Annotated in this window: 26 protein-coding genes; 9 read left to right on the plus strand and 17 right to left on the minus strand. The window is 71.2% G+C overall.

Annotation, left to right across the window (positions count from 1 at the left end):
* The first annotated feature begins 358 nt into the window (after nucleotides 1–358).
* The 4 genes from ACIBEJ_RS21090 to ACIBEJ_RS21105 are packed head-to-tail and all read left to right on the plus strand — an operon-like array spanning nucleotide 359 to nucleotide 5,051.
* Nucleotides 359–1,510: an acetyl-CoA C-acetyltransferase gene (locus ACIBEJ_RS21090; protein ID WP_397184458.1), complete on the plus strand. Its 1,152-nt coding sequence runs from the start codon at nucleotides 359–361 to the stop codon at nucleotides 1,508–1,510.
* 15 nt (nucleotides 1,511–1,525) lie between these two features.
* Nucleotides 1,526–2,824, plus strand: coding sequence for an alkaline phosphatase D family protein (locus tag ACIBEJ_RS21095; RefSeq protein WP_397184459.1), 1,299 nt, complete (start codon nucleotides 1,526–1,528; stop codon nucleotides 2,822–2,824).
* Between the two features lie 45 nt (nucleotides 2,825–2,869).
* On the plus strand, nucleotides 2,870–4,375 hold the full coding sequence (locus tag ACIBEJ_RS21100; protein ID WP_397184460.1) for a glycoside hydrolase family 3 protein: 1,506 nt from the start codon (nucleotides 2,870–2,872) through the stop codon (nucleotides 4,373–4,375).
* A gap of 4 nt (nucleotides 4,376–4,379) precedes the next feature.
* A complete protein-coding gene (locus ACIBEJ_RS21105) occupies nucleotides 4,380–5,051 on the plus strand; it encodes a pentapeptide repeat-containing protein (protein ID WP_397184461.1) in 672 nt (223 codons plus the stop codon).
* On the opposite strand, the gene ACIBEJ_RS21110 is transcribed toward ACIBEJ_RS21105, so the two are convergent.
* Genes ACIBEJ_RS21110 through ACIBEJ_RS21125 form a run of 4 tightly spaced genes read right to left on the minus strand, consistent with a single transcriptional unit; the run spans nucleotide 5,038 to nucleotide 8,279 of the window.
* On the minus strand, nucleotides 5,038–6,066 hold the full coding sequence (locus tag ACIBEJ_RS21110) for an NAD(P)H-dependent flavin oxidoreductase (protein WP_397184462.1): 1,029 nt from the start codon (nucleotides 6,064–6,066) through the stop codon (nucleotides 5,038–5,040). The genes ACIBEJ_RS21105 and ACIBEJ_RS21110 overlap by 14 nt on opposite strands.
* On the minus strand, nucleotides 6,063–6,779 hold the full coding sequence (locus tag ACIBEJ_RS21115) for a CoA-transferase subunit beta (protein WP_397184463.1): 717 nt from the start codon (nucleotides 6,777–6,779) through the stop codon (nucleotides 6,063–6,065). The genes ACIBEJ_RS21110 and ACIBEJ_RS21115 overlap by 4 nt, the downstream gene beginning before the upstream one ends.
* Nucleotides 6,766–7,539, minus strand: coding sequence for a CoA transferase subunit A (locus ACIBEJ_RS21120; protein ID WP_397185272.1), 774 nt, complete (start codon nucleotides 7,537–7,539; stop codon nucleotides 6,766–6,768). The genes ACIBEJ_RS21115 and ACIBEJ_RS21120 overlap by 14 nt, the downstream gene beginning before the upstream one ends.
* 8 nt (nucleotides 7,540–7,547) lie before the next feature.
* A complete protein-coding gene (locus tag ACIBEJ_RS21125) occupies nucleotides 7,548–8,279 on the minus strand; it encodes an enoyl-CoA hydratase family protein (protein ID WP_397184464.1) in 732 nt (243 codons plus the stop codon).
* 47 nt (nucleotides 8,280–8,326) lie between these two features.
* Here ACIBEJ_RS21125 and ACIBEJ_RS21130 point away from each other — a divergent pair, with 47 nt between their 5' ends.
* Both ACIBEJ_RS21130 and ACIBEJ_RS21135 read left to right on the plus strand, forming a co-directional pair.
* The gene (locus ACIBEJ_RS21130; RefSeq protein ID WP_397184465.1) at nucleotides 8,327–9,067 is read left to right on the plus strand and encodes an SDR family oxidoreductase; all 741 of its coding nucleotides are present in this window, start codon (nucleotides 8,327–8,329) and stop codon (nucleotides 9,065–9,067) included.
* A gap of 19 nt (nucleotides 9,068–9,086) precedes the next feature.
* Nucleotides 9,087–9,998 carry an SDR family oxidoreductase gene (locus tag ACIBEJ_RS21135; protein ID WP_397184466.1) on the plus strand — a complete coding sequence of 304 codons (912 nt, stop codon included), beginning with the start codon at nucleotides 9,087–9,089 and terminating at the stop codon, nucleotides 9,996–9,998.
* Here ACIBEJ_RS21135 and ACIBEJ_RS21140 read toward each other — a convergent pair.
* Nucleotides 9,991–10,521 carry an AAA family ATPase gene (locus ACIBEJ_RS21140; RefSeq protein ID WP_397184467.1) on the minus strand — a complete coding sequence of 177 codons (531 nt, stop codon included), beginning with the start codon at nucleotides 10,519–10,521 and terminating at the stop codon, nucleotides 9,991–9,993. The two genes, ACIBEJ_RS21135 and ACIBEJ_RS21140, sit on opposite strands and share 8 nt — an antisense overlap.
* Before the next feature lie 52 nt (nucleotides 10,522–10,573).
* Nucleotides 10,574–11,167, minus strand: coding sequence for an NIPSNAP family protein (locus tag ACIBEJ_RS21145; RefSeq protein ID WP_397184468.1), 594 nt, complete (start codon nucleotides 11,165–11,167; stop codon nucleotides 10,574–10,576).
* 205 nt (nucleotides 11,168–11,372) lie between these two features.
* Between ACIBEJ_RS21145 and ACIBEJ_RS21150 the strand changes: the two genes are divergently transcribed.
* The 3 genes from ACIBEJ_RS21150 (at nucleotide 11,373) to ACIBEJ_RS21160 (ending at nucleotide 12,851) form a co-directional block, all read left to right on the plus strand.
* Complete coding sequence (locus tag ACIBEJ_RS21150; protein WP_397184469.1) at nucleotides 11,373–11,630, plus strand: hypothetical protein; 258 nt, start codon at nucleotides 11,373–11,375, stop codon at nucleotides 11,628–11,630.
* Nucleotides 11,631–11,711: 81 nt separating this feature from the next.
* Nucleotides 11,712–11,969, plus strand: a complete 258-nt coding sequence (locus ACIBEJ_RS21155) for a hypothetical protein (protein WP_397184470.1) — start codon at nucleotides 11,712–11,714, stop codon at nucleotides 11,967–11,969.
* An 84-nt stretch (nucleotides 11,970–12,053) separates the two neighbouring features.
* Nucleotides 12,054–12,851: a RimK family alpha-L-glutamate ligase gene (locus ACIBEJ_RS21160; protein ID WP_397184471.1), complete on the plus strand. Its 798-nt coding sequence runs from the start codon at nucleotides 12,054–12,056 to the stop codon at nucleotides 12,849–12,851.
* 12 nt (nucleotides 12,852–12,863) lie between these two features.
* On the opposite strand, the gene ACIBEJ_RS21165 is transcribed toward ACIBEJ_RS21160, so the two are convergent.
* The 11 genes from ACIBEJ_RS21165 to ACIBEJ_RS21215 are packed head-to-tail and all read right to left on the minus strand — an operon-like array spanning nucleotide 12,864 to nucleotide 21,933.
* On the minus strand, nucleotides 12,864–13,214 hold the full coding sequence (locus tag ACIBEJ_RS21165) for a signal peptidase I (RefSeq protein WP_397184472.1): 351 nt from the start codon (nucleotides 13,212–13,214) through the stop codon (nucleotides 12,864–12,866).
* Nucleotides 13,215–13,234: 20 nt separating this feature from the next.
* A complete protein-coding gene (locus tag ACIBEJ_RS21170; RefSeq protein WP_397184473.1) occupies nucleotides 13,235–13,981 on the minus strand; it encodes an SDR family oxidoreductase in 747 nt (248 codons plus the stop codon).
* 39 nt (nucleotides 13,982–14,020) lie between these two features.
* The gene (locus ACIBEJ_RS21175) at nucleotides 14,021–15,208 is read right to left on the minus strand and encodes a hypothetical protein (protein WP_397184474.1); all 1,188 of its coding nucleotides are present in this window, start codon (nucleotides 15,206–15,208) and stop codon (nucleotides 14,021–14,023) included.
* Entirely contained in the window at nucleotides 15,205–15,918 is a 714-nt protein-coding gene (locus tag ACIBEJ_RS21180; protein WP_397184475.1) for an esterase family protein, read from the minus strand. The genes ACIBEJ_RS21175 and ACIBEJ_RS21180 overlap by 4 nt, the downstream gene beginning before the upstream one ends.
* Nucleotides 15,915–16,850, minus strand: coding sequence for an alpha/beta hydrolase (locus ACIBEJ_RS21185; protein WP_397184476.1), 936 nt, complete (start codon nucleotides 16,848–16,850; stop codon nucleotides 15,915–15,917). The genes ACIBEJ_RS21180 and ACIBEJ_RS21185 overlap by 4 nt, the downstream gene beginning before the upstream one ends.
* The gene (locus ACIBEJ_RS21190) at nucleotides 16,847–18,148 is read right to left on the minus strand and encodes a DUF2252 domain-containing protein (RefSeq protein ID WP_397184477.1); all 1,302 of its coding nucleotides are present in this window, start codon (nucleotides 18,146–18,148) and stop codon (nucleotides 16,847–16,849) included. The genes ACIBEJ_RS21185 and ACIBEJ_RS21190 overlap by 4 nt, the downstream gene beginning before the upstream one ends.
* Nucleotides 18,149–18,181: 33 nt before the next feature.
* Nucleotides 18,182–19,192 (minus strand): hypothetical protein, encoded by a 1,011-nt coding sequence (locus tag ACIBEJ_RS21195; protein ID WP_397184478.1) that lies wholly within the window; start codon nucleotides 19,190–19,192, stop codon nucleotides 18,182–18,184.
* On the minus strand, nucleotides 19,189–19,524 hold the full coding sequence (locus ACIBEJ_RS21200; RefSeq protein WP_397184479.1) for a PadR family transcriptional regulator: 336 nt from the start codon (nucleotides 19,522–19,524) through the stop codon (nucleotides 19,189–19,191). Before ACIBEJ_RS21200 ends, ACIBEJ_RS21195 begins: the two co-directional genes overlap by 4 nt.
* A 33-nt stretch (nucleotides 19,525–19,557) precedes the next feature.
* On the minus strand, nucleotides 19,558–20,337 hold the full coding sequence (locus tag ACIBEJ_RS21205; protein ID WP_397184480.1) for an SDR family oxidoreductase: 780 nt from the start codon (nucleotides 20,335–20,337) through the stop codon (nucleotides 19,558–19,560).
* A complete protein-coding gene (locus tag ACIBEJ_RS21210; protein WP_397184481.1) occupies nucleotides 20,334–21,440 on the minus strand; it encodes an acyl-CoA dehydrogenase family protein in 1,107 nt (368 codons plus the stop codon). The genes ACIBEJ_RS21205 and ACIBEJ_RS21210 overlap by 4 nt, the downstream gene beginning before the upstream one ends.
* Nucleotides 21,427–21,933: a flavin reductase family protein gene (locus tag ACIBEJ_RS21215; protein ID WP_397185273.1), complete on the minus strand. Its 507-nt coding sequence runs from the start codon at nucleotides 21,931–21,933 to the stop codon at nucleotides 21,427–21,429. The genes ACIBEJ_RS21210 and ACIBEJ_RS21215 overlap by 14 nt, the downstream gene beginning before the upstream one ends.
* Nucleotides 21,934–22,027 lie beyond the last annotated feature (94 nt).

Consider the following 22,027-nt stretch of genomic DNA (forward strand, 5'->3'; position numbering starts at 1 on the left):
CCCCGCACCCGCAGCTCTCGGGCCCGGCCACCCTCCGGTCCGGCAACCCGTGGTCCCACAACCCCTGGTCCCACAACCCCTGGTCTGACGGCCTCCGGTCCGGTCTCCGGTCTGATGGCCTCCGGTATGACCACCGCAGGGCTGACAACCCCTGGTCCGACGGTCTCCGGTCTGACCACCTCCGGTATGACCGCCGCAGGGCTGACAACCCCTGGTCCGACGGTCTCCGGTCTGACCACCTCCGGTCTGACGGTCCCCGGGATGACCACCTCCGGTCTGACGGCCTCCAGGTTGACGGTCCACGGGTTGACCGCCTCGGGATCCCACCCGACGACCAAGCGCTTGTTAGGATTGGGGCATGAACGAGGCCTTCATCGTCGGTGCGGTCAGGAGCCCGGTCGGGCGCAGGAACGGCGGGCTGGCCGCCGCCCACCCCGCCGACCTGGGCGCGCACGTGCTCAATGAACTGCTCCACCGCACCGGCGCCGACCCGGCGGCCGTCGAGGACGTGGTGTTCGGCTGCGTCGACACCGTGGGACCGCAGGCAGGCGACATCGCCCGCACCTGCTGGCTGGCCGCCGGGCTCCCGGAGCACGTGCCGGGCGTCACCGTCGACCGCCAGTGCGGCTCCTCCCAGCAGGCGCTCCACTTCGCCGCCCAAGCCGTCCTGTCGGGCACCAGCGACCTCGTGGTGGCCGGAGGCGTGCAGAACATGAGCATGGTCCCCATCTCCCAGGCGATGCTGGCCGGCCGCGAACTCGGCCACGAGACGCCGTTCAGCGGCTCCAAGGGCTGGTCCCAGCGGTACGGCACGCAAGAGGTCTCCCAGTTCCACGGCGCCGAACAAATCGCGAAAAAGTGGGAGATATCCAGGGAAGCCATGGAAGCCTTCGCCCTCACCTCCCACCACCGCGCGATCCACGCCGTCGACACCGGCCACTTCGCCCGCGAGATCGCCCCCTACGAGGGCGTGGCCCAGGACGAGGGCCCGCGCCGCGACACCACCGCCGCCAGGATGGCCGGGCTGAAGCCGCTGCTCGACGGCGGACGGCTGACCGCCGCGCTCGCCTCCCAGATCTCCGACGGCGCCGCCGCCCTGCTGGTGGCGTCGGCGCGAGCCGTACAGGAGCATGGGTTGACCCCGCGCGCCCGCGTGCACCATCTGTCGGCGCGCGGCGGCGACCCGATCGAGATGTTGTCGGCGCCGATCCCCGCGACCGCGCACGCGCTCGGCAGGACGGGCATGTCCATCGGCGACTTCGACGTGATCGAGATCAATGAGGCGTTCGCCTCCGTGGCGCTGGCGTGGATCAAGGACAGCGGCGCCGACCCGGCGCTCGTCAACCCGAACGGCGGCGCGATCGCCCTGGGCCATCCGCTCGGCGCGACCGGCGCGGTGCTGATGACGAAGCTGCTGCACGAGCTGGAGCGCACCGGCGGGCGCTGGGGGCTGCAGACGATGTGCGAGGGGGGAGGTCAGGCGAACGTCACCATCGTGGAGCGGTTGTGAGTCACGATTGACCGCATGGCCAACCCCTTCACTTTGGGCGTGGCATCGGGGGAGCCACTGCCGGACGGCGTCATCCTGTGGACCCGGCTGATCGGAGTGCCCGGCCGGGCGGTCGAGGTGCGATGGCAGCTCGCCGCGGACGAACGGTTCACCAAGATCGTGCAGCAGGGACTCGCGCGGGCGCTGCCCGAGTGGGCGCACAGCGTGCACGTGCGGGTCGCGGGCCTGCGGCCGGGAACGGAGTACTTCTACCGCTTCCGCGCGGGCGCCGCCCTGAGCGCGGCGGGGCGCACGAGGACGGCCGCGGCCCCCGACTCGGCCGATCTCGTCCGCTTCGCCGTGGCCAGTTGCCAGCGCTACGAGCACGGCCGCTACACCGCGCTGAGACACCTGGCCGAGGAGCGTCCCGACGTGGTCTTCCACGTGGGCGACTACATCTACGAGAGCCGCCAGGCCGCCGACCCGGTACGCCGCCTGGACCGTACGGACGAGGCGGTCACCCTCGCCGACTACCGGGCCCGCTACGCCCGCTACAAGTCCGATCCCGACCTCCAGGCCGCCCACGCCGCCGCGCCCTGGGCCACGGCCTGGGACGACCACGAGGTGCTCGACAACTACCGCGGCAGGGGCGACGGCTCGGCCGCCTTCCTGCGCCGCAGGGCCGCGGCCTACCAGGCGTACTACGAGCACCTGCCCTTGCGCGTACGCCCGGCGGGCGGCGCGCTGCAGATGTACCGGCGGCGCACCTACGGCCGGGTGGCCGACTTCATGCTGCTGGACGTGCGCCAGCACCGCGACGCCGCCACGATGCTCGGCGAGGAGCAGGAGCGGTGGCTGCTGTCCCGGCTGGCCACGACCCCGGTCCGCTGGAAGGTGCTGGTGCAGCCGCTGTTCTTCGCCCGCCGCTTCGTCCCCGGGCCCGCGCCGAACCTGCGCCTGGACAGTTGGGACGGCCATCCCGCCGAACGCGCCCGGATCCTGGCGGCGGCGGGCGGTCTGGTGGTGCTGAGCGGTGACGTCCACAACCACTGGGCGTGCGATCTGAAGGCCGATTTCCTTGATCCTTCTTCGCCCGCGGCCGGCGCCGAGTTCGTCTGCTCGGCGATCTCCAGCCGCCCGCCGGAGACCGACGCGGAAGCCGTTCTGGCCGCAAATCCCCACATCCGGCACTTCGACGGACACCGCGGATACCTCTCCGGTACGGCCGGCGCGACCGGATTTCGCGTGTCCCACAAGGGCCTGGAAGCCTCAGGAGTCCGTACCGTCGCCGAATTCATCACGGATGGCCATCGGATCATCCGTGTTGACGTCTGAAAATGCCTCTAGCAAATAGGAAACTTTCCTATTAGATTTCGGGTCATGCCCTTGAGCCGTGACCTCCTGCGCCTGGCTGACGCCGTCCTCCTGCCCGGTTTCGAAGGCACGACGCCCCCCGACTGGCTGCTGCGCAGGCTCGGTGACGGACTCGCCGGCGTCGTGCTCTTCTCCCGGAACATCGCGAGCGTCCCCCAGGTCGCCGAACTGACCGCCGCCCTGCGCGCCGAGAACCCCGCCGTCCTGGTCGGCACCGACGAGGAGTCGGGCGAGGTGACCCGGCTGGAGGTCGCCACCGGCAGCAGCCGGCCCGGCAACTACGCGGTGGGCGTCGTGGACGACACCGAGCTGACCGAGGCGCTCGCCCGCGACCTCGGCTGCGACCTGGCCGCCGCCGGCGTGACCGTCGACTTCGCCCCCTCCTCCGACGTCAACTCCAACCCCGACAACCCCGTCATCGGCCTGCGCGCCTTCGGCGCCGACCCCGATCTCGTCTCCCGCCACACCCGGGCCTTCGTCCGCGGCCTGCAGTCGGCCGGCGTGGCCGCCTGCGCCAAGCACTTCCCCGGCCACGGCGACACCTCCGTCGACTCCCACCACGGCGTCCCGGTCGTGGGCGGCGAGATCGAGGAGGCGCTGGCGCCGTTCGCCGCGGCGATCGACGAAGGGGTGCGCGCGGTCATGACCGGCCACCTGCTCGTCCCCTCCCACGACCCCAACGCGCCCGCCACGCTCAGCCAGAAGGTGCTGACCGGGCTGCTCAGGAACGAGCTGGGCTTCGAGGGCATGATCGTCACCGACGGCATCGAGATGGCCGCCGTCTCCGGCGCGTACGGCATCGGCGGCGCCTCCGCCCGCGCCATCGCCGCGGGCGCCGACGCCATCTGCGTCGGCGGCGAGCACGCCGACGAGGCCACCGCCATCTCGGTGCGCGACGCCATCGCCACGGCCGTGGCCGACGGGCTGCTGCCCGAGGAGCGCCTGGCCGACGCCGCCCGCCGGGTGACCGAGCTGGCCGAGTGGACCGTCGCCGCCCGCGCCAGGAGCCTGTCCGGCGCGCCTGTCGCCGGCTCGGGCTCCGGCGGCCCCGGCATCGGACTGGACGCCGCGCGCCGCGCCCTGCGCATCACCCGCAGGTCGGCCGCGCCCACGCTGCCGATCAGCCGGCCCGCCCAGGTCGTCGAGCTGTCGCCGGAGATGAACCTGGCCATCGACAAGGGCACCCCGTGGGGCGTCGGCGAGCCGCTGTCCAGGATGCTGCCCGGCACCGCGGTGACCCGCCTGGCCGCGGGCGAGGCCACCGGCCCCGCCCTGGAGAACCTGCTGCAGGACGCGGAGGACCGCCCGCTGGTGATCGTGGTGCGCGACGCGCACCGCTACGACTGGCAGGGCGAGGCGCTGCGCCACCTGCTCAGCGCGCGTCCCGACGCGGTGGTGGTCGAGATGGGCCTGCCCGCCCGCACCGACCTGGGCTCCGTCCACATCGCCACGTACGGCTCCGCCCGCGTCTGCGGCCAGGCCGCCGCCGAAGCGATCACCGGTACCCTATGACGTCGTGAACTTCGACGGCGAGGACCTTTCCCAGCAATCCCTGACCGAACGCCTCGCCGCCGAGGAGACGCACGTCTTCCGCGAGTGCGACCTGACCGGCGCCGACTTCTGGGGCGCCTCGCTGGGCGGCGCCCGCTTCGAGTCCTGCGTCCTGGACCGCGCCGACTTCCGCAAGGCCGACCTCGACGGCGCCGTGTTCACCGGCGGAGGCGGGCTGGGCACGGTGTTCACCGACGCCGACCTGCTCGACGTGGTCTTCACCGACGTCGACCTGTCGTCGGCCAGGTTCGGCGGCGCGCTGATGACCGACGCGTCGTTCAGCGGCTGCCGCATGATCGGCACCTCGCTGACCGCCTCACGCGGCACCGGCTTCAAGGTGACCAGGTGCAACCTGATGATGGCCAACCTGGGCGGCTGCTCGCTGCGCGGCCAGTTCCTGGAGGGCGTGCGCTTCGACGAGGCGGACCTGTCGGGCTGCGACTTCACCGAGGCCGTCTTCAGCGACTGCCGGCTGATCGGCGCGAAGGTGCTCAAGGCGGTGTTCACCGGCGCGGACCTGCGCGGCGCCGACCTCGGCGAGCCCGACGACGCCAAGCTGCGCGCGTTCGCCGGCGCCACGATCAACCAGACGCAGGCGAACGCGCTCCTGCTGGCCCGCGGGCTCAGCGTGGTGTGAGCGCCCGCAGGGTCGCCTCGGCCTCGGCCATGACCCGCTCGATCAGCTCCGCGCACGTGGGCAGGTCGTCGATGACGCCGACCACCTGTCCCGAGGCCATCACGCCGAGGTCGGCGCGGCCGTCCACCATCGCGGCCTTGAGCAGCATCGGGGTGTTGGCGGCCTGGAGCACCTGCGCCCAGGTGAGCTCGCGCCCGTGCCGCATCCGGCGGCCCTCGCGCAGCAGCGCGGCCCACGACAGGCCGGAGACCCTCTTGAAGCGGGCGCCGTTGAGGACGGCCCTGAGCAGCCGGGTGCGCTGCAACAAGTCCACGAACGGCGTGCGCAGCACCCGGTGCGGCACCCCGTCCACCTTCGTGGTGACGAGGGTCTCGGCGGTGGCCAGGTAGACCTGCTTGACCGCGTCGGGCACGGGGGAGTCCTCGGTCAGCAGGAACCTGGTCCCCATCGCGACGCCGCACGCGCCGTACGCCATGGCCGCGACCAGCCCGCGGCCGTCGAAGAAGCCGCCCGCGGCGATCACCGGGATGTCCACCGCGTCGACCACCTGGGGCAGCAGCAGCGTGGTCGCCAGCGGCCCGGTGTGGCCGCCGCCCTCGCCGCCCTGGACGATCACCGCGTCCGCGCCCCACGCCGCGACCTTCTCCGCGTGGCGGCGGGCGCCCACCGACGGGATCGTGACCACGCCCGCGTCCTTGAGCCTGGCGATCAGCTCCCGCTTCGGCGCCAGCGCGAACGATGCGACCCGGACGCCCTCCCTGATCATCACCTCGACCCGATCCGCCGCGTCGTCGGCGTCGGCGCGGATGTTCACCCCGAACGGCGCGCCGGTACGCTCCTTCACGCTCCTGATCGCCTCGGTCATCCGCTCGACCGGCATCGTGGCGGCGGCGATGATCCCGAGCCCGCCGGCCGCCGAGGTGGCCGCGGCCAGCCGGGCGCCGGCCACGTACCCCATGCCGGTCTGCACGATCGGATGGCGGCACCCGACCAGCTCGGTCAGCGCCGTCCTCACGCCAGTTCCCCGTCCCGCAGGCCGTCCGGGTCGAGGGCGGCCAGCACCGCGTACTCCTCCTCGGTGGGCAGCCGGGTCGTCGGCATGTCGGCGGGGACGTCCAGCGCGAACCCCGTGGCCGCCACCACCTCCGCCACGCTCACCCCGGGATGCGTGGAGACCAGCCGCATCGTCGCGTCCGGCCCGCCGAAGTCGAGGACGGCCAGGTTCGTGACCACGCGGCGCAGGTCGTGGGCGCCCCGGTCGGTGCCCAGCCCGCTGACCACGTCCACCTTCTCCACGAAGACGCGCGGGGTGTGCCGGGGGATCCAGTAGCTGGTCGGGTCGCAGCGCGTGTTGCCCGGGGCGCCGCGCACGCCCAGCAGTTGCGCCTTCGGCCGCGCCCAGTCGCCGATGGCCGAGATGTTGGTGTTGCCGTGCCGGTCGATCTGGGAGGCGCCGAGCATGACGTGCCGCCTGCCGTTCAGGACCAGCCACAGGTGGTCGCGGAACGGCAGCCACCCCTCCACCACCCGCGGCGGCTGTCCCAGGGGCGGGATGTCGCCGGTCAGCAGGCAGACGCCGTCGTGGGTGATCAGGTCGGGCTCGAACACCGACCTGGCCAGCCGCGCCGCCAGCACGGTGACCGCGCCGCCGATGCCCGCCGCCAGGATCTCCCCGTCTCCCCTGAACGCCTCCGCACACGCCACCACGCACACATCAGAGGTTTTCATCGAGGAACTCCCGCCAGTCGCTCTGGGTGTAACGCCGCTGGAGGGCCTCGTCCCTGTCGTAGTCGGGTTCGCAGCTCGTGAACCAGGCGCCGCCCGGCGCCTCCACCACGCCCGCCACCATCGACCGGCTGACCAGCAGCGACTGCACCGGTCCCGCCTTGAGCAGGTCCGCGGTGTCCACGACGCGCTCGCACGAGACGTAGGTCCGCTTCGCCGCCTTCGCGTAGAGGTCGTCGAAGTAGGGATCGGGCCCCAGATACTGCGCGTTGCCCCGCGCGTCGGCCCGGTTGAGGTGGATCAGCGCCGCGTCCATCTCCAGCGCCGGCACCGCGACGAGCTCCTCCTCCGTGTACGGCGAGCGGACCGTCCGCAGCTCCGGATTGACCCGCATCACGTCCGAGCCCAGGCCCGCCCGCGTCGGCAGGAACGGCAGCCGGTGCGCCGCCGCCAGCAGCCCGAACATGAACATGCCCTCGTCGTACTCGGTGAACGCGACCGTCCCCTCCTGCCTGGCCCGGCGGAAGTGGGGCTCCAGCGGGATCGAGTCGAGGGTGACGAACGGGGCGACGACCCTGCGCACCTTGCCCGCCGCGCACAGGAGGCCGACGTCGGCGCCGCCGTAGGAGATGATCGTGAGGTCTTTCAGCGGCGAGCGCAGGATGCCGCCGACGAGCGCCATGGGCTTGCGGCGCGAGCCCCAGCCGCCGACGCCGATCGTCATGCCGCTCTCCAGTTCGGCGACGACCCGCTCGATCGTCATGACCTTGGTCACCGCAGGAACCTCTCCCTGTGCTCGTCGCCGGCGCCGAGCAGGTTCAGCTCGAAGGTGAAGCCCTGCTCGAAGCGGTAGCTGCGCTTGACGTCGACCGGGTCGATGCCGTTGAGCGACTCCTTGGCGCGGCGGATGACGTGGGGGTCCTTCCCGGCGATCCGGCCGGCGACCTCCAAGGCGGTCTCGCGGAGCTTGTCCGGCGTGGTGACCTCCAGGACGGAGCCGAAGGCGTGCAGTTCGCGGGCGGTGACGTTTCTGCAGGTGTAGACCATGGCCCGCATGAGGTGCTGCGGCACCAGCCGGGCCAGGTGGGTGGCCGCGCCGAGCGCGCCGCGGTCGACCTCGGGCAGCCCGAAGTACGCGTCGTCGCTGGCCACCACGATGTCGGCGTTGCCCGCCAGGCCGACGCCGCCGCCCAGGCAGAACCCGTGCACCGCGGCGACCACGGGCACCTGGCAGTCGTAGACGGCGGCGAAGGCGGCGAAGCATCCCCGGTTGGCCCCGACGAGCGCCGCGTGTCCGTCGGTCCGTTGCATCTCCTTGATGTCGACGCCGGCGTTGAAGCCCCGGCCCTCGGCCCTGAGCACGACCGCGCGGGTCGCCGGGTCGGCGCCCGTCTCGGTCAGCGCGTCGGCCAGGTCGTGCCAGTCACGCACGGCCAGCGCGTTGACCGGCGGCACCGCCACCACCACCTCGGCGACCGGCCCGCCGCGCACCGTGATCCCCATAGCGCTCCCATAGTCGCACCTAACGCTTGCTTGGTACGGTAGCATCCGTGACCGCCACATACGACCTCGCCGGCCGCCACGTGCTGATCACTGGCGGGACCAAGGGCATCGGCGCCGGCATCGCCCGCGCCTTCGCCGCCGCCGGGGCGACGGTGACCGTCTGCGCCAGGACGCCCCCCGAGCCGCCGCCCGCAGAGGTGCGGTTCGTGCCGGCCGACGTGCGCGACCCGGAGGACGTCGAACGGCTGCTGGGCGGGTTCTCCCGGCTGGACGTGCTGGTCAACAACGCCGGCGGCGCTCCCCACGCGCTGGTGGACGGCACCTCGCCCAGGCTCCACGCCAAGGTGATCGAGCTCAACCTGATCGCACCGCTGCTGGTGACCCAGCGGGCCTACCCCCTGCTCAAGGCCGCCGGCGGCGCCGTGATCATGATCGGCAGCTCCAGCGGCGTCCGCCCCTCCCCGGGGACCTCGGCCTACGGCGCGGCCAAGGCCGGGCTGCACCACCTGGCCGCCTGCCTGGCCGCCGAGTGGGCGCCCGAGGTGCGGGTCAACACCGTCGTCGTCGGCCTGGCCGCCACGGAGACCGCGGCCGGGCACTACGGCGGCGCGTACGACCAGGTCAGCGCCACCATCCCGGCGGGCAGGATGGCGAGCCCGCAGGACGTGGCGCAGGCGTGCCTCTGGCTGGCGTCACCTGGTTACGTCACCGGCGCGCAGATCCAGGTGCACGGAGGCGGCGAGACCCCTGCCTGGACCTGGCTAACTTCTGCTGAAATAGCGCGATAAAAGGATCATTGGAGGGCGTGTGGGCATTTGTGAGGGTCGCGTCGTGGTGGTCACCGGCGCCGGACGCGGCATCGGCCGGGAACACGCGCTGGAGTACGCCCGCGAGGGCGCCCGCGTCGTCGTCAACGACCTGGGCGCGGAGCGCGACGGCGCCGGCCGTTCCTCCGGGCCCGCGCACGAGGTCGTCGCCCGGATCCGGGACGAGGGCGGCCAGGCCGTACCCAACGCCGACGACATCGCGACGTGGGACGGCGCCGCGCGCCTGGTCAAGACCGCCGTCAGCGCCTACGGACGCCTGGACGTGCTGGTGAACAACGCCGGGATCCTGCGCGACCGCATGCTCGTCTCCATGACCGAGGACGACTGGGACGACGTGCTGCGCGTCCACCTGAAAGGCCACTTCCTGCCCCTGCGCCACGCCGCCGCCCACTGGCGCGAACGGCACAAGTCCGGCGACCGGGTGGACGCCCGCGTCATCAACACCTCCTCCGGCGCCGGCCTCATGGGCAGCGTCGGCCAGTCCAACTACGCCGCCGCGAAGGCCGGCATCGCCGCCCTCACCCAGGTGGCCGCGGCCGAGCTGGCCCGCTACGGCGTCACCGTCAACGCCATCGCCCCCGCCGCCAGGACCCGCATGACCGAGGAGGTCTTCGCCACGACCATGGCGCGCCCGGAGGCCGGCTTCGACCCCATGGACCCCGCCAACGTCGCCCCGCTGGTCGTCTGGCTGGGCTCACCGGAGTCCGCGCACGTGACCGGCAGGGTCTTCGAGGTCGAGGGCGCCAAGGTCGCGCTGGCGACCGGCTGGCAGCACGGCCCCAGCGTCACCGGGACCGCCCGATGGAACCCCGCCGACCTCGGCCCCGCCGTGGCCACCCTCCTGTCGCAGGCCCCGCCCGCCGCGCCGGTGTACGGCGCCGCGATCACGTGAGCAGGTAGCCGTCGCCGGCCAGGGCCCTGCCGAGCGCGCCGGCGGTCTCCTCCGGAGTGAGCGCCGAGGAGTCGAAGGCATGCGGCTCCAGCTCGCCCAGGTCGGTGAACTGCGCGTACATGCTGAGCACGGGCTCCGGATCGGTCAGCGCGTCCGCGCCGCGCCCCGTGGCGCGCGTGAGCGTCGTCTCCCGCGAGGGCCGCAGCACCACGTAGTGCAGCGGCCGCTCGCCGGCCAGCCGCCGGAACTCCGGCAGGAACCAGGGCCCCACCACGCCGTCCACGAGGACGTAGTAGCCGCCCGCCGCATAGCCGAACGCGCACCCGGCCAGCACGCTCATGACCGTCTCGTTCTGCCGCCGAGCCGCCGGCAGGTGCGGCGCGACGCCGCCCTTCCTGATGTAGGCCCAGAAGTCGTCGGTGTGCAGGTGCACGCTGAGCTCCCGCTCGTCGGCCAGCAGCCGCGCCACCGTGCTCTTGCCCGCCCCCGGCGGCCCGCTGAGCACCACCACGATCCCGTCCATCGGCCCAACCTATCGACCCGCCCCGCCGGGCCGCCTCCGGGTTTCCGCGCCGTCAGCGCACCCGGCTGCGCTCCGTGGGGTGCAGCAGGAAGTGCTGCGCCGGTCCGGTGAGAAAGCCGTCCAGCCCGGGCAACGCCCGCTCCTCCTCGCCCCTGGTGAACCAGACGAAGACGTTCTCGCCCTCCCTGACCGGAAGCTGGGGATAGGTGTTCACGGCGTGCTCGGTCACGAAACAGGCCGCGCCCCCGGGCGCGAGCTCGGCGAGGCGCGCGGCGAACCCGTCCGCGACGGGAAAGACCGTCATCCGGTACGGCGAAGCCTCCCCGTCCGCCTGGGCGAACGGCGGCACCAGCACGGCCCGCAGCAGCAGCACGTCGTCGGTGTCGACCATCGTGGCCCGCGCGGCCTCGCGGTGGGCCTTCCACGCGGGCCCGGTGTAGAACTCCGTGAGTGACCTCTCCCGCGACTCCATGTCGGGGAAGGCCCGGATCCAGGTGAACGTGTCGGGCGCACCGGGGTCGCGGAACTGGGCGACCACCCGCATCCCCGTCGCCTCCTGCGTGTCGAGGAACTCGCGCTCGAACAGCTCGATGAGCGTGTCGCGGGTTCCGGGCCGCAGCGTGTAGCGGCGCAGCTCGTAGATCATGCGGCGCACGCTAGGAGCGGCCCGCTGACATCCTCTGTCAGCGGGAGCCCCAGAATAATCTTCTGATTACTAAGAGCTACCCAAACACCACTCTCGGTTATACGATCACATTGACTTTGACCCCACCGGGTCAAGGAGAGTCAAAGGGGCTGTCGCATGCCTGGGCCCTGCGTGCGGCACGTTCCAAGACGACGAAGGAGCAGAAGTGATCAAGAAGTTGTGCGCCACCGGCGCCGTCGTGGCGGCAGTGGCGGGCGCCAGTCTGCTGGCGACCCCTGCGCACGCGGACAGCTGGAACGGCAACGGCAGCAGCAACAGCGAATCCTCGCAGTCCGGTAACAACTTCAACGAGATCGCTGCCGTCAACGCGGGCGGTGGCCGCTCGACCAACGTCAACAACCTCGGCGGCAACGCCGTGACGACGACCAACGGCAGCATCACGGTCATCTACGTCTTCGACTAGAAGCACCTTCCCCATCCGTCCGGCCACAGGCGAGCCGGCGGAGCCACAGTCCCAGTAAATCCTCCTCGGAAGGACCAAGGCATGTTCAAGAAGATCTGCATGACGGGCCTCGTCGTCGCCGCTGCCGCGGGCACCACGCTTCTCGCAGTCCCGGCTCACGCGGACTCCTCGAACAACAACTCGAGCTGGAACTCCGAATCCCGGCAGTCGGGCAACAACGTGAACAACGTCGTCGCCAGCAACATCGGCGGGCACGGCGCCACGAACGTCAACAACATCCTGGGCAACGCCGTCACCAGCGCCAACGGCAGCCGCACCGGCGTCGCCATCGACGACTGACCCCGGACGTGAGCGTGCGAGCCGGGTCCGAAAATGGCCCGGCTCGCGCCGTATTAGCATTCCTGGATGAATACGTGTGCTTATGTGACGTTTGCTGATCCAGAGGGTGTCGACGACGAGCGTGACCCGGCCCTCGCCGCCTGGCGGGAGCACGGCATCGAGGGACGCGCCGTCCGGTGGGACGACCCGGAGGCCGACTGGAGCGCCTTCGACGCGGTGGTCGTGCGCTCGGTGTGGGACTACACCGACCGCAGGGCCGACTTCCTGGCCTGGGCGCGCCGGGTCGAAGCCGTGACCAGGCTGCTCAACCCGGCCGACGTCCTGGAGCGCAACACCGACAAGACCTATCTCCGCGATCTCGGCGTTCCCGTCGTGCCCACCCACTGGTCATCGAGGGACCTGCCCGACTGGGAGGAGTACGTCGTCAAGCCCGCCGTCTCCGCGGGCGCCCGCGACACCATCAGGACCACCGAAGCCGCCGTCGCCCGGACCCACGCCGCAGCCCTGGAGGCCGCGGGCCGTACGCCGATGGTCCAGCCCTACCTCGACATGGTCGAGAGCGAGGGCGAGACCTCGCTGCTGTACTTCAACCGCCGCCTCAGCCACGCCGTCCGGCGCACGCCCATGCTCGCCCTGGGCATGACCGACGCCGACAACGCCCGTGCCGAGCTGCGCGATCCTGCCCCGGACCAGGTCGAACTCGCCGAGAAGGTGCTTGCCGCCATCCCCCAGGCCCTTCTGTACGCCCGTGTCGACCTGGTCCGGCTCCCGGACGGCCAACCGGCGATCATCGAGCTGGAGCTCACCGAGCCCTACCTCTACCTGAGCCACGCCCCGCAGGCCGCCAAGAACCTCGCCACCGCCCTGGGCGACCTCCTCTAGCCTCCGGGGGCTTCACCCCGCGTACCCCGGCACCGAGGGCCACCGGACGGTCATCACCACCGAGTCCTCCTCCGCCACCCACGAGTGGTCCACCCCACGCCCCCACACCACGTAGTCGCCCTGCCGCTCCAGCAGGACGTCGCGGCCGGGCAGCTCGACGCGGAAACGTCCGCTGATCAGCACCAGGAGCGCGGTGCGCACCTCCCCGCGCACCCAGGCGGCGCGCTTGGTCCCGGCCGCGTGGACGCCCCACTTGATCTCCACGTCCTCGCTGTGCCGGAGCCCGGGCTCCTTGAAGTGCCCGAGCAGCCAGCCGGCGTCCAGCGCCGCGTCCTGGCCGGCGTTGCCCACATAGACGTTCACGCGGGCCGAGGGTACCCGGGTCAGGAGGAGAGGCCGCCGTCGACGGGGATGATCGTGCCGGTCAGGTAGGCGCCGGCGCGGGAGGCGAGGAAGATGGCGGCGCCGGCCATGTCGTCGGGGCGGCCGATGCGGCCCATCGGGACCTGGGAGGCGATCAGCGTCCTGGTGGCCGGGTCGTCGAGGGCGAAGGCCATCATCTTGGACTCGAACGGGCCGGGCGCGATCGCGTTCACCGTGATGTGCTCGGGCGCGAGCTGCCTGGCCAGGTGCCGGGTGAGCATGTGGACCCCGGCCTTGGCCGCCGAGTACGCGTAGTTCTCCAGGCCGGGCACGCGGATGCCGTCGATGGAGCCGATCGTGATCACCCGGGCGGGCTCGTCGGCGCTCGCGGCGGCGCGCAACTGGGGCAGGAAGCGCTGCGTCACGTAGAAGACGCCCTTGACGTTGATGTTCCAGAGCTTGTCGAACGCCTCGGGCGGGAACTCCTCCAGCGGCGCACCCCACGTGGCGCCCGCGTTGTTGACCAGCACGTCGAGCGGTCCGTCCACGGCGGCGACCAGGTCCGCGACCCCCTCGGGCGTGGACAGGTCGGCGGGCACGCCGGTGCATCCCAGCTCGGCGGCGGTCTTGGCCACCTCGTTCGCCTTGCGGGCGGAGATGTAGACCTCCGCGCCCGCCGCCACGAACCCGGCCGCGATCATCCGGCCGATGCCGCGCGAGCCGCCCGTGACGACGACCTTCTTGCCTTCCACCGAGAACAGAGTCATGTTCCGGAAGCATGCCATACCGACCGGTCGGTCACCAGATCAGGAGTTGTCCTTCACCCACAACGCCAGCAGCCCGCGGAAGTGCGCGACGAACCGCTCGTGCTCGTGCGCCGGGTAGGTGGCGGTCACCGCGTTCGTCAGCAGGCGGTCGAACGACGGCCCGGCCACCCAGTCCAGCACCGCCTCGTCCAGGTGGGCCAGGCGCTCGGCGCAGAACTCGTGGTAACGCTCGGTCTCGAAGTAGGAGTCGGCCAGCCTGCGGTAGGCGGCCAGGCGTTCCGCGTAGGTGCCCTCGACCGCGAAGTACTCGCGGGTGTCGAGGTCGATGCGCGGCCTGCGGCCGGTCTCCGCGCAGAACACCGTCCACTTCACCAGCGCCTTCATCGCCCACGGGAAGTAGTAGTGCAGGCTGGTCAGCGCCACGTCAGGGCAGGCGTTGGCGTAGTCGATCGGGTGCACGTCCGTGCCCTTGACCAGGGTCTCGCAGGAGTTGAACTCCCACCGGAAGAACGCGTTCACCAGCCGCCCGATCGTCACCACCTCCTCGCCCACCTCGGGCGAGAGGAAGGAGTGGTCCACCGAGTAGCGCGAGTGCATCGGCAGCTCGGGATGGAAGCGCATGACCATGGTCTCGGCGCCGATGGACAGCGAGCGGGCGAAGGCGTCGTACCCGTCGACGGCCTTCTGCAGGTGCATGAGCATCTCGCCGCTCGCGTCGTAGGCCCGGTGCAGCTCGTCGGCGTCGTTGACGAGCGAGACCCCGCGCCAGGCCCCGCCGTCGTAGGGCTTCATGACCAGCGGGTAGCCGATCCGCTCGGCGATCGCGTCGAGGTCGAAGGGCTTGTTGTAGCGGGCCGAGGTGTAGGCGTAGCGCGCGTTGTCGAGCGGGTTCTTGTACGGCACCAGCACCGTGTCGGGCACCTTCAGCCCGAGGCGCATCATCGCGCAGTAGGCGGTGTGCTTCTCCATCGACTGGAACGTGAACGGGCTGTTGAGCAGGTAGACGTCGTCCATCATCGCGATCTTCTTCAGCCACTCGCGCGGGTGGTAGTACCAGTAGGCGAGCCGGTCGATGACGACGTCGTAGCGCGGCTTGTCCCGCAGGTCGAACGGCTCGATGGTGACCCGCTCCACCTCGTACGCCGGCATGGCCCTGCGCATGATCTCCTCGAAGGCGGCCGGCCAGTCCTCCTCGGTGCCCAGCAACAGTCCGACCAGGTGCTTCACACGAACCTCCCCAGATGGTGGGCGAGCTGAGCCCGCCAGGACGGCCAGTCGTGCGGCACGTCGCGGCCCCAGAGGTCGAGTTCGTGCCGGATGCCGACGCCGGTCAGGGCGGCGGCCAGCCGCTTGGTGCTCTCCAGCGAGCCCGTGGTGTCCTCCCACTGCCCCTGCCCGCACACCAGCAGCACGCTGAGCCGCCCGCGCAGCCAGTCGAGGTGGTCGCCGTGCAGGTGCGGCACGTAGTCGAGCGGGTTGTTGAAGTACGCCGCCTCGCCGCGCTCACCCCAGCCGTGCCATGCGGCCGGGTCGTAGTTGCCCGACAGCCCGATCGCCAGCGGGAACAGGTCGGCCCGCTTCAGCGCGAAGTTGACCGCGTGGAAGGCGCCGAGGCTGCAGCCGAACGTGATGATGTCGCCGGCGCCCGCGCAGTCGTCGTCGATGGCGTTGACGACCTTCTCCACGATCCACTGCTCGTAGCCTGCGTGCCGCCGGGCGCGCTCCTCCAGCGGGATCGACCGGTTCGACCAGGACTCGCGGTCGTTGCTCGGCACGCAGTACACCTTGACCCGTCCGGCCTCGACCAGGTCAGCGACCGCGCCCAGCAGGCCGTTGTTCTCGAAGTCCCAGGTCTGTCCCCGCTCGGAGGGGAAGACCAGCATCGGCCGGCCCCAGTGGCCGTAGACCAGCACGCCGTCGGCGAGTTCCCGCCTCATGAGCACACGTCCTGCAGCAGCCGGGTCAGGTGGGGGTGGAAGGCGTCGCGCCAGGCGGTGTAGTTGTGCGCGTCGGGCACCTCGCGGAAGGTCACCCCGTAGCCCTGGGTGCGCAGGGAGGCGGCCATCGCGCGGTTGTTGTGGATGTTCTCCTCGACGCCGCCGCAGGTCATCGTCGTCGGTACGGCCCGCACCGCCGTACCTTTGTGGACCTCTTCCACGAAGCGGGTGATCCGCTCGAAGTAGGGGAAGCGGCGCTCGTGGGCGTCGAAGCGCGGCTGGAAGAAGCTGCCCGACTGCAGGAACAGCGCGTCGAAGAGGTCGGGATGCCGCCACTGGGCGTGCAGCATGGCGAGCGCGCCGAGGCTGGTGCCCATCCCGATGCGCACGGTCGCGCTCCGGTACGGCTGCGCCGCCAGGAAGTCGGCGTAGTCGGGATTGGCCGAGTAGTCGGCGTTGCGATCGCCGGGATGCAGCAGGATCGCGCGCAGGGGCGGCAGCCAGCGGCCGGCGACCCCGGCGGCCAGGTAGCGGGTGAGACCGGCCAGGTCGTCGTACTCGGGCCCGTCGTGGACGACGAGCAGGGGCAGGTCGCCGCCGACGCCCTCCGGGGCCCAGACGCTGGCGCCGCCGGAGGAGGCGGGGAAGGCGAGCCAGGCGGGCGGGGAGTACTCGGGGAACTCCAGCACGCTCTTCTGCCCGAAGACGCCGCGCACGCGTAAGGGGTTGCTCGGGTCGAGGATGGTCTCCACGCCGCCGGCGCGGTGGCGCAGTTCCAGGAGGTACTCCATCCGGTGCACGGGCGGGCGGGGGATGGCCAGGGTCCAGCCGGCGGCGCCGTACATGAAGTCGACCGAGGGCAGCCCGAGCTCCTGCCACAGGCGGACGCCGGCCAGCCTGTGGGCAGGATCGGGGAGCGAGAAGCGGATCATAGTCCGGGGATGCGGCCGTTCCTGAAGAGGTCGACAAAAGTTTGATGGTCTCTGCGGGCTTGTGCCCCGTATTGGTGTGCAAAATTCACCAACATCGCAACAAATCCTGAAGAGTCATTGTCGACTACGGCCACAATCGACTCCTCCGTCGAAAAGTCGACCAGGTCATGACTGCTCTCGTCGTCGGCCACCGAGTGCATGCGCGCCACCGCCCGGCCCAGGTCACGCATGATCGAGCGCAGCTCGTCCGGCTCGCTGACGTCGTCCCAGTCGAGGTCGGCGGAGTAGGGCGAGACCTCCGCGACGAGCTGGCCGACGCCGTCGAGGGTGGTGTAGCCGAGCCAGGGGTCGGCGTACGCCTGCAGCGCGCGCTGCGATTCGGCGGTGCGGTGGCCCTGGTGCAGGAAGTAGGAGGCGACCCGTTCGTCGGCGATGTGCCGGGCCACCGCGGGCACCTGGGCCTGCTTCATGTACAGGATGACGTCGTTCTCCAGCGCCTGCGAGCGGCCTTCGAGCAGCAGGTTGTAGGAGGGCAGCCCGGCCGAGCCGATGCCCACGCCCTTGCGAAGCGCGACGTCCTTGATGTGGTGCTCGACCGGGTTCGCGCCGCCGGGCAGCGTGTGCAGGTAGTCCTGGAAGGCCGCCAGCACCCGCTCCCTGTCCTGCGCCGAGACCGCGGTGCGGCCCTCCATGAGGGCGAAGCGCCGGTCGTAGTCGTCGATCACCGTCTCGACGTCGAGCATGGCCACCCGGGTGCTCAGCCGGGCCGTCTGGAGCACCCGGTGCAGCACGCCGCTGGTGGTGTCGAGCGTGAGCGAGCCGATCGCGTCGTCCCCGCCGTGCGCGATCCCGCCCAGCTCGGCCAGGTACGCGGTCCCGAAGTCGGTCACCAGCGTGGTGATCGCCTCGTCCGACAGCGCCTTGCCGTACCCGATGAGCGCCACGCTGGCGGCGAACCGCTTCAGGTCCCAGGTGTACGGGCCGACGTAAGCCTCGTCGAAGTCGTTGACGTTGAAGACCAGTGAGCCGGAGGCGTTCATGTAGGTGCCGAAGTTCTCGGCGTGCAGGTCGCCGTGGATCCAGACCCGGCTGGTGAGGTCGTCGAGGTAGGCGTCGTCGGCGTACTCGCCGGTCATGTCGGCGTAGAACACGCTGGCGCTGCCCCGGTAGAACGCGAACGGCGAAGCCGCCATTTTCCTGAATTTTCGGGAAAAGGCGTGGGGGTCGCGTTTGATGGAATCGCCGAACTCGGTGATGAGGACGTCGAGGATGTGGGCCGCGCGGCCCGTGGTGCTCATACCAGGGACGGTAAATCCGCGCGGCCCGGTCGCCTAGACCGATCTTTCCTGGAGTCTCCTATGAATCGGCAGCCTCCACACTCCCACCACCGCCAGGATGAGCGTCAGCCCGCCCAGCACCCAGGACTGCAATGCCGCCACCTGCCAGTACTCTGCGACCTCGTCGTGGTAGTGGTAGAGGTCGGGCAGCCTGTCGAGCAGTGTCGCGATTGTGTAGAAGGCCAGCGCCAGCAGCGTGGGCCCGCTCGCCCCCAGCGTCAGCGCGGCCACGGCCGCCACGACGAGGGCGATCACGATGCCGCCGGGCCCGTAGGCCCAGGCCGACAAGGTCTCTACCGTCGTCGTGTCGCCGGCAGCCACGCGGTCCGTCACATAGTGGTTGACCGCGTACAGGGCCGCCGCCGCGGCCGCGGGCGGCAGCAGGGCCGCCCACCAGGAGCGTCGTGGCGGCGGCGCGTCGCGATGATGACCGAGCAGCAGGGCCAGGACCGGCACCGCCGACAGCACGACGAAGCCCACGCTCCACGTCTCCATCGTGGGCCAGCCGCCGCTCACCACGGGCACCAGGAACGACCAGCCGAAGGCCAGCACGGCCGCCGTCTTGGCCGTGCGCCCGGCCCCCCGCGCCAGGGCGACGAAGGCGACCAGCCACAGGTTGCCGAGCAGGACCTCGCCGATGTTGAACAGCCGGTCGGCCGACCAGGCCGCGCCGAAGAACTGCTCGTTCTCGCTCATCGCCGGCAGAAGCGGCAGCGCGGGAGCCGACAACACGGCCTGCAGGGCGAGCCCGAGCAACGCGATCATGCGTACGGTCTCGCCCCAGGCGAAGTAGGTCGGCGGCCCGGAGGTCCCCGCCAGGCGGACCCTGATGGCCAGCCCTACGACGCTGAACACCTCGCCCCAGCGCGGCTTGGGGTTGGCCTCGTCGGGGACGTCGCCCGCGTACTCCAGGTAGGCCGCGACCATCTCCTCCTCGCGCTCGGCGCGGTAGGAGGCCGGCAGCATCCGCAGGACGTTGCGGTAGTGGAACTCCAGCAGGCTCACGCCGTCCCCCCGAGTGCGGTGTTCCTGGCGCGCAGCCTGGAGGTGGCCAGCGCGGCGGTCCTGGTGACCCGGTCGGCCTCCTGCCGGAGAATCTCGGCCCCCTTGTCGGTCAGGCGGTAGTAGCGGCGCAGCCGTCCCCGCAGGACCTCCTCACGGTCCAGCTCGACCAGCTCCTCGGCGGCCAGCCGGTCGAGCACGCCGTAGAGCGTGCCGATCTTCAGCTGGACCCGGCCGCCGGACAGGCCCGAGACCTCCTGGACGATGCCGTAGCCGTGCCGGGGCTCGTCCACCAGCGCGGTCAGCGCCAGGAACATGGGCTCCGTGATGTTCATGCCCTCACTATATCCTGAGAGACAGGATATGCGTCAGGGGTGCTGGCTGGAGACCGAGACGACCTCGCCGGTCATGTACGTGGAGTAGTCGCTGGCCAGGAAGACGATCACGTTGGCCACCTCCCACGGCTGGGCCGAGCGGCCGAACGCCTCCTTGGCCGTGAGCTCGGCGAGCAGTTCGTCGCTGGTGACCTTGGCCAGGAACGGATGCATGGCCAGCGACGGCGCGACCGCGTTGATCCGGACGCCGTGCGTGGCGGCTTCGATGGCCGCGCACCTGGTCAGCGCCATGACCCCGGCCTTGGCCGCCGCGTAGTGCGCCTGGCCCGCCTGGGCCCGCCAGCCGATCACCGAGGCGTTGTTGACGATCACGCCGCGGCCCTGCGCGATCATGTGCTGGAGCGCCGCCCGGGTGCAGCGCATGGTGCCGTTGAGTGTCACGTCGATCACCGCGTGCCACTCCTCGTCGGTCATCTCCGCCAGGCTCGCCGTACCGCCGAGCCCGGCGTTGTTGACCACCACGTCGAGGCGCCCGTGCGCCTCGACCACCGCGTCGAACAGCGCCATCACCTGCGCCTGCGAGGTCACGTCACACGGTACGGCCAGCGGCTTCACCCCGGTCAGCCCGGTCAGCGCCTCGGCCGCCTCCGACAGGCGGCGCTCGTGCCGGTCGGAGATGACGATCGTGGCGCCCTCCTCGGCGCAGCGGCGCGCGGTGGCATAGCCGATCCCGGCCCCGGCCGCGGCGGTCACCAGCGTGACCTTGCCGTCGAGCAGGCCGTGCGCACTGGGGTAGGGAGGCGGAGTCGTCATCGCGGCAGTCCCAGAGTGCGCTCGGCGATGAGGTTGCGCTGGATTTCGCTCGAACCGGCATAGATCGTGTCGGCCCGGCTGAACAGGTAGAGACGCTGGAGGTCGTTCAGCTCGCCGTCCTCGGCGACCAGCCCGGCCCTGCCCAGCACCTCCTGGGCCAGCTCGCCAAGGCGCCGGTGCCACTCCGACCAGTACAGCTTGGTGAACGGCGACTGGGGGTCGCGCAGCGCGTTGAGCCGCATGACCTCCAGCTCCACCCAGGACTGGACGATGAGGTCGCGGATCACCGGATCCCGCGCCGCGCCGCCGCGCTCGGCGGCCTCGATGACCCGGTCCAGCTCGCGGCGGAAGCCGATCTGCTGGCCCAGCGTGGAGGCGCCGCGCTCGTAGCCGAGCGTGGCCATCGCCACCCGCCAGCCGTCGCCGGGCGCGCCGAGGACGTGGTCGCGGTGCGTGCGGGCGCCGTCGAAGAAGACCTCGTTGAACTCGGAGGTGCCGGTGAGCTGCACGATCGGCCGGACCTCGACGCCCGGCTGGTCCATCGGCACGAGCAGGTAGGACAGCCCGTGGTGCTTCCTGTCCGCCTTCTCCGTACGGCACAGCACGAAGCACCAGTCGGCCACATGCGCCAGAGAGGTCCACACCTTCTGCCCGGTGATGACCCACTCATCTCCCGATATTTCCGCCTTCGTCTGGACGTTGGCCAGATCCGATCCCGCCTCCGGCTCCGAGTAACCCTGGCACCACAGCTCCTCGCCCGACTGGATCCCCGGCAGGAAACGCGCCTTCTGCTCCTCGGTGCCGAACTCCAGGATCGTCGGCCCGATCAGCCCCTCGCCGATGTGGCCCACGCGGGCGGGGGCGCCGGCGCGGGCGTACTCCTCGTAGAAGGCGATCTGGTCGGCGAGGGTGGCGGCCCGCCCGCCGTACTCCTCCGGCCAGCTCAGGCAGGTCCAGCCGGCCTTGCCGAGATGCCGTTCCCAGGCGTGGCGCTCCTCGTGGCCCTCGTGCTCGCGACCGGGCCCGCCGAGCCCGCGCACGTGCGCGAACGTCGTGGAGAGCTGTTCCTCCAGCCAGGCCCGTGCCTGCTCACGAAGGCTCACTGAACCTCCCGTAGCCGCCGCGGAAGAACACCAGCGGCCCGCCCTCGGCGTGAATGTCGAGCTGCAGCACCCTGGCCACCACGATCATGTGGTCGCCGGCGAGGTGCTCTGCCTCGACGACACAGTCGATCCAGGCCAGGGCGCCCTCGATGACCGGGTTGCCGGAGGGGGAGCCGGTCCATTCCAGCCCGGCGAACTTGTCGCCGCCCCGGTTGGCGAGCTGGGCGCAGACCGGCTGCTGGTGCTCGGCCAGCACGTTCACGGTGATGACCTTGCCCCCGCGCACCTTGGGCCAGCTCGTGCTGGTGTGCGCCACGCAGAAGGCGACCAGCGGCGGCTCCAGCGAGACGGAGGTGAAGGAGTTGGCGGCCAGGCCGCAGGGCTCGCCGCTCTCGGGGTCGAGCGCGGTGATGGCCACGACTCCGGTGGCGAACCTGCCGAGCACGTTCCGGAACCGCCTGCTGTCGTGCTGCCCGTTGTGGCCGTTCGGCATGGCGGCTCCGTTGTGAATCCCACGCTTGTACGACGAGTGGGCGTCGCACCCGTCCGGCCTGATCAGCCGGGCTGCGTGTGTGCTCATCGATGGC

The sequence above is a fragment of the Nonomuraea sp. NPDC050790 genome (genome assembly GCF_044456745.1).
Taxonomy (GTDB): domain Bacteria; phylum Actinomycetota; class Actinomycetes; order Streptosporangiales; family Streptosporangiaceae; genus Nonomuraea.